Raw genomic sequence first — 14,369 nt, 5'->3', positions numbered from 1 at the left:
GCTGCCTGAAAAGCGAGGGCCCTCGCTCCCGCGAAGGGAGGAGGGCCCTGGAAGCAACGAACCGCCGAGACTCAGGCCGTCTTCGGGCTCATGCCCCCGCCGCCCTTGGCGCGGGTGTCGCGAGCCGCGGCGCGCTCATCCAGCCAGATGGTGAGCGGGCTGGCGATGTACACGGACGAGTAGGTGCCCACGAGGATGCCCACCATCATCGCCATGGCGAAGTCCCAGATCTCGCCCACGCCGAAGATGAGCAGACCGACCAGCGACAGCGCGGTGACGAGCGAGGTGAGCAGCGTGCGGGCCAGCGTGTCGTTGACGGCGATGTTGATGACCTCCGCCAGCGGCTTGCCCTTGAACTTGCCCATGTCCTCGCGGATGCGGTCGTAGATGACGATGGTGTCGTTGACCGAGTAGCCGACGATGGTCAGCAGCGCCGCGATGGCGGTGAGGTTGAACTCGCGCCGGCTCACCAGATAGAAGCCCGCCACCATCACCACGTCGTGGAGCATGGCGAGCAGCGCGCCCGGGCCGAACTTGAAGTCGAAGCGGAACGCCACGTAGATGAGGATGGCCACCATGGCGTACACCAGGGCCATGATGCCGCGGTTGCGCAGCTGCTTGCCGACCTGCGGGCCCACGTAGTCCACGCGGCGCTCCTCGAAGTCGCGCGTCGCCTGGCCCTGGCTCAGCGCGGCGCGAACCTTGTCGGCCATGCCGCTGGCGACGACCTGGTAGTCGAAGCCGCCGCCCTGCGCCTCGCCCAGCTCACGCACCTCCTGCACGCCCGTGCCCGAGCCCTCCACCGCCTGCTTGACGGCGGCGGCGGTGAGCGGGGTGGCCGAACGGAAGTTGATGATGCCGTTGGCCATGTCCGCGTACACGTTGCGCACATTGCCCAGCCCGTTGATGGCGGTCTTGGCCTTCTCGGCGTTCTCCTCGTTGAGCTGGGTGACGCCACCCAGGCGCAGCAGGAACGCGTTCTCACCCACCCCACCGATGCCCTGCACCGACACGTCGTGCAGCCCGCCCGCCAGCGCGCGGTCGCGCACCTCTTCCGCGGAGGTGGGCTTGTTGAACTTCAGCTCCACCACCGTGCCGCCCGCGAAGTCGACACCGTAGTTGAAGCCCACGGTGGCGATACCGACCAGGATGGCCAGGTTGACGAGGGTCGAGAGGTAGACGGCAATCTTGCGCTTGCCGATGAAGTCGATGTTCGTCTTGTGCTTGATGATGCGCATGGCGTCCCTCTGTCAGACCGAGACCGTCTGGGCGTTGCGGCCGTGGACGAAGTAGGTGGTGATGACGCGCGTCACAACGATGGAGGTGAACAGCGAGGCAATCAGGCCCACGATGAGCGTGGTGGCGAACCCGCGGATCGGCCCCGTGCCCGTGGCGAAGAGGATGAAGCCGGCGATCAGCGAGGTGACGTGGGAGTCGAAGATGGTCCAGAAGGCGCGGTCATAGCCCTGGTCCACCGCCTGACGCGCCGTCTTCCCGTGGTCCAGCTCCTCGCGGATGCGCTCGTTGATGAGCACGTTGGCATCCACCGCGACGCCCAGTGTCAGCGCGAAGCCGGCGATGCCCGGCAGCGTGAGCGTGGCGTTGAACAGCGCCAGCCCCGCCAGGATGAGCAGGCCGTTGAGCACCAGCGCCACGTCCGCGATGAGGCCCGTCTTCTTGTAGTAGACGCCCATGAAGATGACCACCAGCAGCAGGCCCACCAGGGCGGCCAGGCTGCCCTTCTTGATGAGCTCCTCGCCCAGCGAGGCGCCCACCTGACGAATCTCACCCACCGTCACCGGCGCCGGCAGGGCGCCCGCCTTCAGCACCAGCGCCAGCGTCTGCGCCTCGCCGAACCACTCCTCGAACGACTTGGTGCCCACCCCGCCCATGGTGATGCGCGCGCTGCCACCGGAGATCTTCTCGTTGATGCGCGGCGCCGACTGCACGTACTCGTCCAGCACGATGGCCATGTAGCGACCGGAGTTCGCCTCGGTGAGGCGCTCGAACTCACGCGCGCCCACCGCGTCGAAGGTGATGTTCACCTCGGGCTCGTTGAGCTGGCTGACGGAGGCGTTGGCGCTCTCCAGGTTCTCGCCCGTCAGCGGCACGTTCTTCTCCACCAGGTAGGTGCGGTACGAGAGGCAGTCGTCCTTCTTCAGCGGGTTGGCGATGCACTCCAGCAGCACCTCGCCGGTCTCCGGCACCTTGCCCTTCACGTAGGCCAGCAGCGCCTCGCGGTTGGGGCCCTGCAGCATCGGGTAGAGCACGTCCTCGGTGGCGATCGTGATGTTGCTGCCCTCGGGCGGCGGCGTCTGCGCGAAGATCTGCTGGAAGACCTCCGGGTTGGAGGTGTCCACCATGCGGAACTCGAGCTGCGCGGTGGTGCCCACCAGCTCCTTGGCCTGCTCCGGATCCGAGCGGCCCGGCAGGGAGATCTGGATCGAGTCGGTGCCCAGCTTGCGCACGTCGAGCTCGGCCACGCCCCACTTGTCGATGCGGTTGCGGATGACGAGCATCGCCTGATCCACCGACTCCTCGCGGAACAGGTTCGTCTGGCCCTCATCCGGAGACAGCACCAGCCGGCCCCCATCCCGCTCCACCTTGGTGAAGTCGGTGAAGGTGGCCAGCACCTCCTTCTCGATGGCGTCCATGGTGGCCGGATCCTTGGCGACCAGCGTCAGCTGCAGCCGCTCCGGATCCGTGTCCGCCGTCACCTCGCCCAGCTTCTTGTCCTGGGTGATGTAGCGGGCGATCTGCTGGCCCCGGCGCTCGGTGCGCTTCTGCAGGGCCGTCTTGGTATCCACCCGCATCACCATGTGGATGCCGCCCTGCAGGTCCAGGCCCAGGTTGAGCCGGTACTTGGCGGAAGGCGCCCACCCCGGCAGCTTCTCCTGCAGGAGCGCGAGGTTGTTGCGCTCCTCCGGCTTGAGCACCACCAGGGAGACATAGGTGGGGATCAGCAACCAGAGGGTCGCCACCGTCACCGCGACGATCATTCCAAACTTCCACCACCAGCCGCGGTCCATTACTTCTCCTCCTTCTTTTCCTCGGGCTTGCCCGGCACGGCCGCCGCGTCATCGGCGACGGTGCCCTTGGCGTAGACGGCCCGCTTCAGCACGCGGATGCGCACTCCGCTGGCCACTTCCAGGGTGACGGTTTGCTCGGAGACCAGGTGGATCTTCCCGACGATTCCACCCTGGGTGACGACCTCGTCGCCCTTCTTGAGCCCCGAGAGCAGCTCTCGGTGGGACTTCATCTGCTTCTGCTGGGGGCGGATCATCACGAAGTACATGATGCCCACCAGCAGTGCGATGAACCCGATATTGACCATCGGGCTCGATCCGCCGCCCGGGGCCTGCGCCAGAATCAGGAAGCTCTCAACCACGTACCGCCTCGTCGCTTGGAAAGGTTCGGGCCGAACCCCTACCCGGATGTGGGCAAAGGTCAACCCAGAAGGGGCCGCCTCTTAGCAGTAGCCCCTTTCGTGAGCAAGTGAACGCAGCCGGCAACCGCCTGTTCCCAACACCGCGAGGCACGGCAGTGTTCACCGGGAGCGGGTGCGCTCGGCCTCCTGATCCGCCGCCCGGGCACGGAATTCCCGGGCGAAGGAGGCGAAGCGATCCTCGGAGATGGCCCGGCGCACCTGGGCCATCAACCCCAGGAAGTAGTGCAGGTTGTGCAGGGTGTTGAGCCGCATGGCGAGGATCTCCCCGGCCACGAAGAGATGGCGCAGGTAGGCCCGGCTGAACGTGCGGCAGGTGTAGCAGGTGCAGGCCGGGTCCACCGGACGTGGGTCCTTGGCATACACGGCGTTGCGGATGACGACCTTGCCCTCGGAGGTGAAGAGCAGGCCGTTGCGGGCGCAGCGGGTGGGCAGGACGCAGTCGAACATGTCCACGCCGGCCTCGACGCAGGTGACGAGGTCCACGGGGGTGCCCACGCCCATGAGGTAGCGCGGCTTGTCGCGCGGCAGCAGGGGCGCCGAATAGGCCACGCCGGCGTGCATGGCCTCGGGCGTCTCTCCCACTGAGTAGCCGCCCAGGGCGTAGCCGGGCAGGTCCACGGAGCACACGGCCTCGGCGTGGGATTTGCGCAGGTCCTCGTGCATGCCGCCCTGGACGATGCCGAAAAGGGAGGAGCGCTCGCGGCTCCAGGCCTTGGCGCAGCGGTGCAACCAGCGGGTGGTGCGCGCCAGGGACTGCTCCAGGTAGGAGCGCTCCGAGGTGGCGGGCGGACACTCATCGAAGGCCATGATGATGTCGGCGCCGAGCGTCTCCTGGATCTCGATGGAGCGCTCGGGGGTGAGCATGTGGCGCGAGCCGTCCAGGTGCGACTGGAAGGCGGCGCCCTCCTCGGTGATTTTGCGCTTCTCGGCGAGGCTGAAGACCTGGAAGCCGCCCGAGTCGGTGAGCATCGGCCGCTCCCAGGAGATGAAGCGGTGCAGGCCGCCCATCTCACCCACCAGCGCCTCGCCGGGCCGGAGCATCAGGTGGTAGGTGTTGCCGAGGATGATCTGCGCATCCAGGGTGAGCAGGTCATCCGGCCCCACGCCCTTGACGCTGCCCACGGTGCCCACGGGCATGAAGATGGGCGTCTCGATGGGCCCGTGGGGGGTGTGGACCCGGCCGCGCCGCGCCTTCGAGCCCGCGTCCTCGTGGAGCAGCTCATAGCGCACCAGGCCCGGTGCCACCCGCGTATCGCCCTTACCCTTCGACTCACCCATCGTTTACTCCGTCACCAGCATGGCATCGCCATACGAGAAGAACCGGTAGCCCGCGCGAACGGCTTCCCGGTAGGCCGCAAGGGTCTGCTCCCGGCCCACCAGCGCGCTCACCAGCATCACCAGGGTGGAGCGCGGCAGGTGGAAGTTGGTGAGCAGCACGTCGACCTGCCGGAAGGTAAAGCCCGGGCGGATGAAGATCCGTGTGTCCCCCTGCCCCGCGCGCAGCAAGCCCGTCTCGGGGTCCGTGGCGGACTCCAGGGTGCGCACCACCGTGGTGCCCACCGCCACCACCCGACGGCCCTCGGCATGGGCGGCGTTCACCTCGGCCGCCGTCTCGTCGGGGACGCCGTAGCGCTCGGGGTGCATCTTGTGGAGGTCCAGGTCCTCCTCGCGCACGGGGAGGAAGGTGCCGGGCCCCACGTCGAGCGTGACCGTCACGCGCTTCACGCCGCGCGCTTCGAGCGCCGCGAAGGTGGCCTCGGTGAAGTGAAGCCCCGCGGTGGGCGCCGCCACGGAGCCGGAAGCCCGGGCATAGACGGTCTGGTAGCGCTCGGCGTCCGCGGCGTCCGGCTCGCGGGTGATGTAGGGAGGCAGCGGCAACCGGCCGGCCTGTTCCAACAGCCCCTGGAAGGAGGCCCCGGGAGGAGCCTGGAAGCGCACCCGGTACTCCCCTCCTCCGACCGCCTCCAGCACCTCGGCGGTGAGCCCACTGGGGAAGGCCACCTGGGCGCCGGGCTTGAGGCCCTTGGAGGCCTGCCCGAGGCAGATCCACTCCAAGGTCTCGGGAGCCTGGGCGAGCGCGGCCGAGGTGAGCGTGGCGGCTGCGGGGCGAACGACGAGCAACTCCACGCGGCCGCCGGTGCCGACCTTGGCGCCGAGCAATCGGGCGGGGATGACACGGGCGTCGTTGAGGACGAGCACGTCGCCGGGGCGCAGGAGGCTGGGCAGATCGCCGAAGTGGCGGTGCTCCCACGCGCCGGAGGACCGGCTTACGGTCATCAGGCGCGAGGCATCGCGCGCGCCCAGGGGCTTCTGGGCGATCTGCGCTTCGGGCAGTTCGAAGTCGTAGTCGGAGAGGCGGGACGACACGGGGCGCTTGTACCAGCCCTGGTGCCGCCCCGGAACCGTGAGCTCAATAGAGTTGCTGGAGTTCGGCCCCCGGGTAGTAGTGCGAGAGGATTTCTCGGTACTCCCAGCCACCATCGGCGAGGGCCTTGGCGCCCCACTGGCACAGGCCGGCGCCGTGGCCATAGCCGCGCCCGGTGAAGGAGTAACCGTGAGCCGTCTTCTCCACCTCGAAGTCCAGGCTCTTGAGCTTCGTGTAGCCCAGGCGCTGGCGGAAGCGGGCGCCATCCAGGGTGGTGCCATCGGCGGTGGTGACGCGGGAGACCCGGCGGGTGCCGGTACGCCCGGCGATGCGCAACCCTTCGGGAGAGCCACTGAGCGCGGACCGGAGCTCCGCCTCGCTGACGTCGGCGGACCAACGGCTGGCGGGCAACTTGCCACAGGGACACTCGACGGCCTGGAGGTAGGGCAGGTCCCGCTGCAGTGCGGCCTGGCCGGACTCGGTGCGCCCACCACAGGAGGCATGGAAGTAGGCCTCGATGGGGGCCAGCTCATAGGTGAGCACCTCGCCGCGAGTGGCCTCCACGGCGGCGCGGGTGCGCGGGTCCTCGCGGTTGACGCCGCCGTACACTTGATGGAGCACACTGCTGCCCAGGTAGAAGGCGCTCCCATACGCCTCCAGCTTCTTCTGCAGGGCGTAGGTGCGGGCGGCGACGGCCTGGGCCTTGAGTGCCTCGGCGGGGAACGAGACGGGCATCTCGCTCCCCAGAACAGCCGTGAGGTAATCCTCGAGGGGAATGACGTTGATGAGCTGGAGCCCGTCCCGGTACAGCCGCACCACCACGTCCCCGCGGACCTGCATGTCGCCGGCGCGCAGCGGCTCGTCCCCGGGGACTCCGGCGTCGTAGGACAAGGCGCCGGCGCGGAAGCGCACCGCGTCACCGACGACGGGCGCCCCATTGACCTCGAGCTTCCGCCCCTTCCGCCGCACGGTCACCTGCCTCGCGCCGAGGGGGTGGAAGGTGGCATCCTCGGTATCCGTGCCGAACGCCAGGCCCTGGCCGCTCACCTGCACCTCGGTACGGGCCTCGCTCATGGCGATGCGCATCGTCTCCACGGCGAGAGCGGGAGAGGACGCCAGGAAGATGAGGAGCAGTGCAACAGGTCGCAACATGTCCCCGGGAGTGTAGGAGCCCCGGATCGCGGCTCAAGAAAACGGCCGGCGAATGACGGAGACTGAGGTACCCGTGCCTCCCGCCTTCGAACCCACCCAGCTCTCCCCCGTCTCCCTGGCCAGGCTGTTGCGCGCCCTGCCCCCTCGCGCTGCGGCCCTCCTGAGGCGGAGACTGGTCCGCGGGGACTCCCTCGAGGCCAGCGCCACCTTCTACGGAGTCTCGGCCGAGGCGCTCTCCCTCCACCTGCTGCGTGAGGCGCTGGCGCTCACCGTGGCGGCCGGAGGAAGCGCCCGTGCTCCGGCGAACGCGGACGAAGAGGAGGCCTGGGCCCGGCAGTTCACGGCGGCCCTGGAGCGAGAGACGGCCACCGTGAGCCCTGCCCTCGCGGATCCGGTGGCCCTGTGCCGACGGTTCCTTGCGGTGGGCCATGAGGTGGAAACCGCCCTGGAAGCCATCGAGAGCGAGGAGACGGCCTCTCCCCGCCGGAGACGCGAGGACTTCCTGAGGCGCCTCGCGGTGGCGCTGCTGCTGGCGGTGGCGGCGTATTTCTATTGGGCGCAGCCACGGGAGCCCGAGGCGCCCCCTCCCCGCCACGTGCCCACCGAGCGTTGAGCGCGCTGGACGCGGCGGCCGGGCGGCGCATAAGGGAGGAGCATGCGCGTACCCTGCCTTGCCCTGTTGGCCCTGGTCCTCGCCGGCTGTCCGAAGAACGTGGACCGGGTGGCTGGCACCGACGACTCCGAGATCGACGCCGCGGCGGCCCGGCTGGAGGAACTGCGGCTCCAGGAGCAGTCCGAGGAGCTGAATTGCCCAGCCCGGTGCGAGGTGGCGACCCAGACCTGCGCGGTCACGGAGGAGCTGTGTGCCCTGGTGGAAGCCCACCCGGACCGGACGGACCTGCCGCCGCGCTGTGTCCAGGCGCGGGAGCAGTGCGCACAGGCCAACGGAGGCTGTGAGCGGTGCCGGAACGGCTGAGTGCCTGGAGGCCGGCCAACGTGCGGATTGCCCGAGCCACCCTGGGCCTCCTAGATTGGGGTAACCCTCGAGGAGCCGTCATGTCCCGCCGAACGTCCGTGCTGCTGCTCGCCTCCTGGCTCACCGTACCGGGGCTCGCCCTGGCGCAGGAGGCGGAGGAGCAGGAGCTCACGCCCGAGAAGATCGCCGCCATTCGCCGGGACGAGCAGAAGGCGAAGGACAAGGTGAACGAGGCCTACGGCAATCGTAAGTCCTCGGAGATGAGCACCGACGAGCGCCGCCAGGTCATCCAGGAGCAGCAGCAGGCGGGACAGAAGGTGATGGAGAAGCACGGCGTCTCGGACAAGGAGTACTCGCGCCACGTGGCCCGGATGGGGCGGGAAGAGACCGAGGCGGTCGCGCGGGCGGAGAAGGCCTTGGAGGCCAAGGAGAAGGCGGCCCGGGAGGCGGAGCAGAAGAAGAAGGCGGAGAAGGAACTCCCCGAGGAAGTCCCCATCCAGCAGGGAATCAGCGACGAGAACCCGGTGGAGCTGGAGGCCTCGGAGGACGCGGCCTCGGTGGTGGAGCAAGGCCTGCCGCCGGGAGAGACGGGCGCGGAGGGCACGGCGGAAGGCGCCACGGAGAGCGCCCCTGCCGGAGCCGGCGACGTCCCCGCGGAGTAGCGAGAGCCCGAGCCTCAGCGAGCCCGGGTCCGCCACACCTCGTCATAGGGGCACGAGCAGTCGGTCTCCTCGGGCTCGGGGTAGGCGTACTGCTGGCCCTTGAAGTTGCGGAAGATCGTCTCGCGCTCGCCGCGCTCCACCACATAGTCGGGCTGGAGCGTCACCTTGCCGCCGCCACCGGGCAGGTCCACGGCGAGGTGGGGCACGGCGAGCCCGGTGGTGTGCCCGCGAAGCTGCTGAAGGATCTCCATGCCCTTGGCGATGGGGGTACGCAGGTGCTCGCAGCCCTCGGCGACATCCATCTGGTGGAGGTAGTACGGCCGCACGCGGATGCGCAGCAGGGCGTGGGACAGCTCCTTGATGATGCGCGCGTCCGAGTTGAGCCGGCGCATGAGCACGGCCTGGTTCTCCACGGGGACGCCATGGTCCACCAGGCGCTCACAGGCCGCCCGCGCCTCGGGGGTGATTTCCTTGGGGTGGTTGAAGTGGGTCACCACATAGACGGGCGCATAGCGCCGCAGCATGCGCGCCAGCTCATCGGTGACGCGCATGGGCAGACACACCGGCACGCGAGTGCCGATGCGAATCATCTCCACGTGGGGAATCTCATGGAGCGGCGCCAGCAACTCCTCCAAGCGCGTGTCGCTCAAGAGGAACGGATCGCCACCGGAAATGAGCACATCGCGCACCTCGGGGTGGTTGCGGATGTACTCGATGCCGCGGCGCATCTGCTCCTTGCTCAGCTCCGCCTCCCCGCCCTTGGTGATGCGGCGGCGGGTGCAGTGCCGGCAGTAGACGGAGCACGTGTCGATGGCGAGGAACAGCACCCGGTCCGGGTACTTGTGGACGATGGCCTCCTCGGGCCGCGTCTTGTCCTCGCCGAGCGGGTCGGCCAGCTCGCCCGGGCGAACGCGCGCCTCGGCCCGCACGGGGATGGACTGCATCCGCACGGGACAGAACGGGTGCGCGGGATCGATGAGCGACAGGTAGTACGGGCTGATCCCGATGCGGAACAGCGCGGCGGTCTCCTGCACGCCGGCGCGCTCATCCGGCGTAAGGGACACATACCGCTCGAGCTGCGCGAGCCCACGGACGGCATGGCGCTGCTGCCAGCGCCAGTCACCCCACTCCGCGTCCGTCGCCTCGGGAAACAGGCGACGGCGCCCCTCCGACGAATCCATCACGCCGCCTTGAGCTGCTCCCGCCACCACGCCTGGCCGGACTCGGGCAGCGTGTCGATGGGATCGTAGTACTCGTACTTGCGGTCGAGCGCCTCGGCGTCGTTCCACTCGATGGCGGTGCGGTAGTTCTTGGTCCAGTACGAGATGCCGCGCTCGTGGTCGTACTCGGCGACCTGGTGGACCCAGCGCTTGCCGACGAAGGGCACGTCACAGACGATGCGCGGCGTGGCGAAGCCGGGCATGTAGCCCATGATGTCGTGCTGGAGCTTCTGGGCCTGGGAGACGGACAGGCGCCAGTGCTCCGAGTTGGGGATCATGTCGCACATGTAGAAGTAGTACGGCAGGATCTTGGCGTGATCGAGCAGGGTGAAGCACAGGTCCAGCAGCGCGGGGGCGCTGTCGTTCACGCCGCGCAGGAGCACACCCTGGTTGCGCACATCGCGGAAGCCCATGTCGAGCAGCTTGCGGGCGGCCTTGCCGACGAGCGGCGTGAGCTGCTGAGCATGGTTGACGTGGGTATGGAGCGCCAGGTCCACGCCGCGCTCGATGGCCTTCTTGGCCAGCCTATCCAGCCCCTGGAGGACCTGGTCCTGGAGGAAGTGCTGGGGAATGGCCATCAGGCCCTTGCTGGCCAGACGGATGTCCCGGATGTTGGGGATGTCCATCAGGGAGCTGACGAACGGCTCGAGCTGCTGGATGGGCAGGTTGGCGATGTCGCCGCCTGAGACCACCACGTCACGCACGGTGGGCGTGGCGCGCAGGTACTCCAGCATCTTCTCGTAGCGCTCCTTGGGCCCGACGGAGAACTTGTGCTTCTGCACCTGGGGCACGTCATTGCCGACCAGGTCCATGCGGGTGCAGTGGCCACAGTACTGGGGGCACGTGGGCAGCATCTCCGCCAGCACCTTGGTGGGGTAGCGGTGGGTGAGGCCCTCGACGACCCACATCTCGGCCTCGTGGAGGCTGTCGCGGCTGGCCTTGGGGTGATTGGGCCAGTCGGTGCGCCGGTCATCGAACGCGGGGAGCATGTAGCGCCGCACGGGGTCGCGCCACAGGTCCTCGAGGTTCATGGTGTTGAGCATCTGCGGCGGGAGCAGCAGCGACATGGTCGCCCGCTCCTTCTGGTCGCGATCGATGCTCTCGGCGAGGTCATCCGGCAGGAGCGAACCCAGCGTGGCCTTCAGCTCGCGCAGGTTCTTGACGGTGTGCTTGCGCTGCCAGACGGAGCTCTCCCAGTCGGCGGCGGACACATCCTTGTAGCCGGGGATGCGGCGCCAGTCAGGCTCCAGGAACTCCCGGCGGGTGGGATAGGAAATGGGCTGCTGCGCAGGGCCGGTATCGGGCGGGCTGCGGGTGGGCTTCGTTTGCATGGCGCGTCACCTTATCGTGAAGCTCCGTCAGCGAGATCATCCCCGATGCGGTGGCCCCTTCCTCGAACAATCGGAAGGGGCGTCGAATGCCCGGTCACTCGATGGGCACGCCAATCAGCTTGGCGACGTCCGCCTCGGTAATGGTGACGCTCTGGGGCTTGGTCTGCTTGCCGTTGAGCTTGAAGACGACTTTGCGGGCCCCCACGGGCAGGAGGAGCGGGTTGCCGATCGCCACCGGCGTATCGCGGCCGGTGTACTTGCCGTCGACCCAGATCTGCGCGCCAGCGGGCTTGGTGCTGGCGGCCAGCTTGCCCATGGCCTTGCTGGCGGGCTTGGGCGGGTCCTTCTGCACGACGGGCTTGGGCTTGTCGGGCTGGGGCTGAGGCGGAGGTTTGACCGGTTCGGGAGGAGGCTTGGCGGCCTCCTTCTCCAGCGAGAACTCCACCTCGACCTCGGAGTCACCCTCGGACTTGAACTCCCCGGCGAAGGCCTTGTATCCCGCCTTGCGAGCCACGAACTTGTAGGTCCTCCCGATGGACAGGTTCGCGAGCTTCGCGTTGGGCGTCTGCCCCGCGGCCTTGCCATCCACCTGGATCTCCGCCCCCGTCTCGCCTCGGAAGACGGCCACGAACGTCTTCGGCTTCTCGGGCTCGGGAGGCTTCGTCGGCTCGGGGGGCTGAGTCTCGACCGGCTTGGCCGGCTCCGTCCCCTCGTCCGGCTTCTTGGCCACCGGCTCGGGAGCCGTGGAAGGATCCTTGGAGGGGGTCTCACCAGGATCCTTGGACGGGGCCTCGCCTTCGGGCTGCAGCTTCAGGGCCACGGGCTGAGGCTTCTGCCCGGCGGTGACGTTCACGGTCACGTCATCGCGCATCTTGAAGCCGGGAGCGCCGACGACGACCTTGTGCGTGCCAGGCTCGAGCTTGACGACGGTGTTGGGCTCGACGGGCTTGCCGTTGATGCGGATCTGCGCCTTGGCGGTGGGCGGATCCACCGTGAACATGACGTCGCCCGTGCTGGAGCCTCCGGCGACGGCCACGACGATGCCAATCACGCCAAGCAGCAGCACGGCGGCGCCGCCGATGATGAAGACCTTGGGATTGATCGGCTTGCGCGGCCCGCTGGGCACGGGCTTCGCCGCCTTGCCAGGCTTGGCGGCCACGGCGGGCTGCTTGCGGCCCGCGGCCACGGGAGGCTTGCTGGGCTCCTCGGGCTCCGCGTCCGTCTCTTCGTCGTGCTCCTCTTCTTCTTCCTCGACCACCTTCTGCGGGCGCGCCTTGGCGGGACGCACCGGCCTCGAACTCGGATCGAGGGTCTCCGCGTCGGGGTCGACCTCTTCTTCCGAGGATCTGCCGTCGCGCCGGGAAGTGGGCGCCGGACCAATCATGGTCGCGCCCGCGTAGTTGCCCTGATCGCCGTCACCGATGACGACCTGCGCCTTGGACGTGCTCTTGGGCTTGCGCACGGCGGGAACGGACCCGGTAGGCCGGGGCGCCGCCATGGTGGATTCACTACTGGTAAAGGGATTGGCAGCCCCACCATCCGTGCGACTGTCGTCGAGCGGGTTTTCCGTCTGGCCGGTGTTGCGGTCGTCGAGCGGATTGGCGCTCTCGCCCGTCTGGCTGTCGTCGAAGAGCACGCCACCGCTACCCTCTCCATTGAGGGCGAGGGAGGAGTCGACGATCTGGGTCTTGTCCCCGGCCCCATCCATCTCGGCAAGCTCCTCGGCCGTGGGAGGCGGAACGAGCGGCGGAGGAGAGGGATGGTGGGTGGAAGAGCTAGCGCGCACCACGGGAGGCGGAGGCTGCGGCCCCACGGGCGTCACCGTGGACGACTTGCGCGGCCGAGGAACCGGCGTCGAGGTCACATTCGAGGTCTCGAGCTGATCCGGCTTCTCGATGCCGGCATAGCGCTCCATCTTCTCGGCCTCGCGCAGCATGTCCTCCGCGAAGGCCTCCTTCATGAAGGAAGACAGGTGCTTGCCAGAGTAGATGGCATCCCCCGCGAGGAGGAAGCGCATCAAGTCCTCCTGCAGGTCGGAGGCCCACTGGTAGCGGTCCTCCGGCTCGCGCGCGAGCGCCTTGAGGACGACCTTCTCGAGTCCCGCCGGGACGTTTGGGTTGAACTGGCGGGGCAGCGGCACCTCGGCGTTGCGTACCTTCTCCAGCGTGGAGAAGTCCGACTCACCAACGAACAGCTTCTCGCCGGTGAGCATCTCGTAGAGGATGACGCCGACGGCGAAGATGTCGCTGCGGCGATCGATCGGCATGCCGCGGACCTGCTCGGGGCTCATGTACCCGAACTTGCCCTTGAGGATTCCGGCCTGCGTCTTCTGCGAGCGATTGGCCGCCTTGGCGATGCCGAAGTCGATGATCTTCACCTCGCCTTCGTACGAGACGAGGATGTTCTGCGGAGACACGTCGCGGTGGATGATGCCCAGGTCCTGACCGCGCGCGTCCTTCTTGCGGTGCGCGTAGTCGAGGCCTTCGCACATCTTCGAGGCGACGAAGACCGCCTGAGCGGTCGGCATGATCTCCTTGCGACGCCGGTAGCGCTCCAGGATGGTGCGCAGGTCGCGACCGGCGACGTACTCCATCGCGATGAAGTAGGTCTCGTCGTACTTCCCGAGCTCGTGGATATGCACGACGTTGGCGTGGTTCAGCTGAACGCTGATCCGCGCCTCGTCGATGAACATCGTGATGAACTCCTGGTCCTCGGCCATCGTCGGGAGGATCTTCTTGATGGCGAGGAAGCGCTCGAAGCCCTCGACACCGAAGGCCTTGGCGATGAACACCTCGGCCATGCCGCCGACGTTGATGCGCTCGAGGAGCAGGTACTTCCCGAATGTGGTGGGCCGCTTCATCTCGTGGAGTCGTCCCGGCCCGGGCACAGGGACGATAGCTGCGGGAGGCGCTTGTATGCCGGGCGGGAACCTACGGACTCTAGACGGAGCACGGACCGTCCGTCAAACGACGGTTCACGCCCAAATTACCCAGAGAATCCAGCGACTTGGATGCGTTCTGGGGCCTGGCTACCTGCCTCCCGATAGCACCGGCGCGCTGCACGCGCGCCCACAGCGCGAAACAAGGGCAAAAAAAACGCCCCTGGGGCCCAATGAAGGGCGCCAGGGGCGCAAGAAAAAAATCCGGCAGCGACCTACTCTCCCACGCGGTTTCCCGCGGAGTACCATCGGCTCTGGAGGGCTTAACTTCCGTGTT

Annotated in this window: 12 protein-coding genes and 1 rRNA gene; 3 read left to right on the top strand and 10 right to left on the bottom strand. The window is 68.1% G+C overall.

Going from position 1 to position 14,369, the window contains the following annotated elements; genetic code table 11:
* Positions 1-71: 71 nt before the first annotated feature.
* The 6 genes from secF to SYV04_RS42880 all read right to left on the bottom strand — a co-directional run bounded on the left by secF (position 72) and on the right by SYV04_RS42880 (position 6,965).
* Positions 72-1,238 (bottom strand): protein translocase subunit SecF, encoded by a 1,167-nt coding sequence (gene secF, locus SYV04_RS42905; protein WP_321551925.1) that lies wholly within the window; start codon positions 1,236-1,238, stop codon positions 72-74.
* Between the two features lie 12 nt (positions 1,239-1,250).
* Complete coding sequence (secD, locus tag SYV04_RS42900) at positions 1,251-3,029, bottom strand: protein translocase subunit SecD (RefSeq protein WP_321551924.1); 1,779 nt, start codon at positions 3,027-3,029, stop codon at positions 1,251-1,253.
* The gene (yajC, locus tag SYV04_RS42895) at positions 3,029-3,388 is read right to left on the bottom strand and encodes a preprotein translocase subunit YajC (RefSeq protein WP_321551923.1); all 360 of its coding nucleotides are present in this window, start codon (positions 3,386-3,388) and stop codon (positions 3,029-3,031) included. The genes secD and yajC overlap by 1 nt, the downstream gene beginning before the upstream one ends.
* 159 nt (positions 3,389-3,547) lie before the next feature.
* Positions 3,548-4,726, bottom strand: a complete 1,179-nt coding sequence (gene tgt / locus SYV04_RS42890; RefSeq protein ID WP_321551922.1) for a tRNA guanosine(34) transglycosylase Tgt — start codon at positions 4,724-4,726, stop codon at positions 3,548-3,550.
* 3 nt (positions 4,727-4,729) lie between these two features.
* Positions 4,730-5,815 (bottom strand): tRNA preQ1(34) S-adenosylmethionine ribosyltransferase-isomerase QueA, encoded by a 1,086-nt coding sequence (gene queA, locus SYV04_RS42885; RefSeq protein ID WP_321551921.1) that lies wholly within the window; start codon positions 5,813-5,815, stop codon positions 4,730-4,732.
* Positions 5,816-5,858: 43 nt separating this feature from the next.
* Positions 5,859-6,965, bottom strand: coding sequence for a SpoIID/LytB domain-containing protein (locus tag SYV04_RS42880; RefSeq protein ID WP_321551920.1), 1,107 nt, complete (start codon positions 6,963-6,965; stop codon positions 5,859-5,861).
* Positions 6,966-7,017: 52 nt separating this feature from the next.
* On the opposite strand from SYV04_RS42880, the gene SYV04_RS42875 reads away from it, so the two are divergent.
* The 3 genes from SYV04_RS42875 (at position 7,018) to SYV04_RS42865 (ending at position 8,603) form a co-directional block, all read left to right on the top strand.
* On the top strand, positions 7,018-7,578 hold the full coding sequence (locus tag SYV04_RS42875; RefSeq protein WP_321551919.1) for a hypothetical protein: 561 nt from the start codon (positions 7,018-7,020) through the stop codon (positions 7,576-7,578).
* A gap of 42 nt (positions 7,579-7,620) precedes the next feature.
* The gene (locus SYV04_RS42870; RefSeq protein ID WP_321551918.1) at positions 7,621-7,941 is read left to right on the top strand and encodes a hypothetical protein; all 321 of its coding nucleotides are present in this window, start codon (positions 7,621-7,623) and stop codon (positions 7,939-7,941) included.
* An 80-nt stretch (positions 7,942-8,021) separates the two neighbouring features.
* Positions 8,022-8,603: a hypothetical protein gene (locus tag SYV04_RS42865; RefSeq protein ID WP_321551917.1), complete on the top strand. Its 582-nt coding sequence runs from the start codon at positions 8,022-8,024 to the stop codon at positions 8,601-8,603.
* 14 nt (positions 8,604-8,617) lie between these two features.
* Here the strand turns inward: SYV04_RS42865 and SYV04_RS42860 are convergent, their stop codons facing one another.
* The 4 genes from SYV04_RS42860 to rrf all read right to left on the bottom strand — a co-directional run.
* Positions 8,618-9,784 carry a KamA family radical SAM protein gene (locus SYV04_RS42860; RefSeq protein ID WP_321551916.1) on the bottom strand — a complete coding sequence of 389 codons (1,167 nt, stop codon included), beginning with the start codon at positions 9,782-9,784 and terminating at the stop codon, positions 8,618-8,620.
* Positions 9,784-11,154, bottom strand: coding sequence for a KamA family radical SAM protein (locus SYV04_RS42855; RefSeq protein WP_321551915.1), 1,371 nt, complete (start codon positions 11,152-11,154; stop codon positions 9,784-9,786). Before SYV04_RS42855 ends, SYV04_RS42860 begins: the two co-directional genes overlap by 1 nt.
* A 94-nt stretch (positions 11,155-11,248) precedes the next feature.
* Positions 11,249-14,014 (bottom strand): serine/threonine protein kinase, encoded by a 2,766-nt coding sequence (locus SYV04_RS42850; RefSeq protein ID WP_321551914.1) that lies wholly within the window; start codon positions 14,012-14,014, stop codon positions 11,249-11,251.
* Between the two features lie 280 nt (positions 14,015-14,294).
* A 5S ribosomal RNA gene (gene rrf, locus SYV04_RS42845) occupies positions 14,295-14,369 on the bottom strand; the annotation flags it as partial.

Origin of the sequence: Hyalangium ruber, from assembly GCF_034259325.1 — a bacterium.
Classification (GTDB): domain Bacteria; phylum Myxococcota; class Myxococcia; order Myxococcales; family Myxococcaceae; genus Hyalangium_A; species Hyalangium_A rubrum.
Note: the sequence above shows the minus strand (reverse complement) of the source record. Positions and strands in the feature narration are given on the sequence as shown.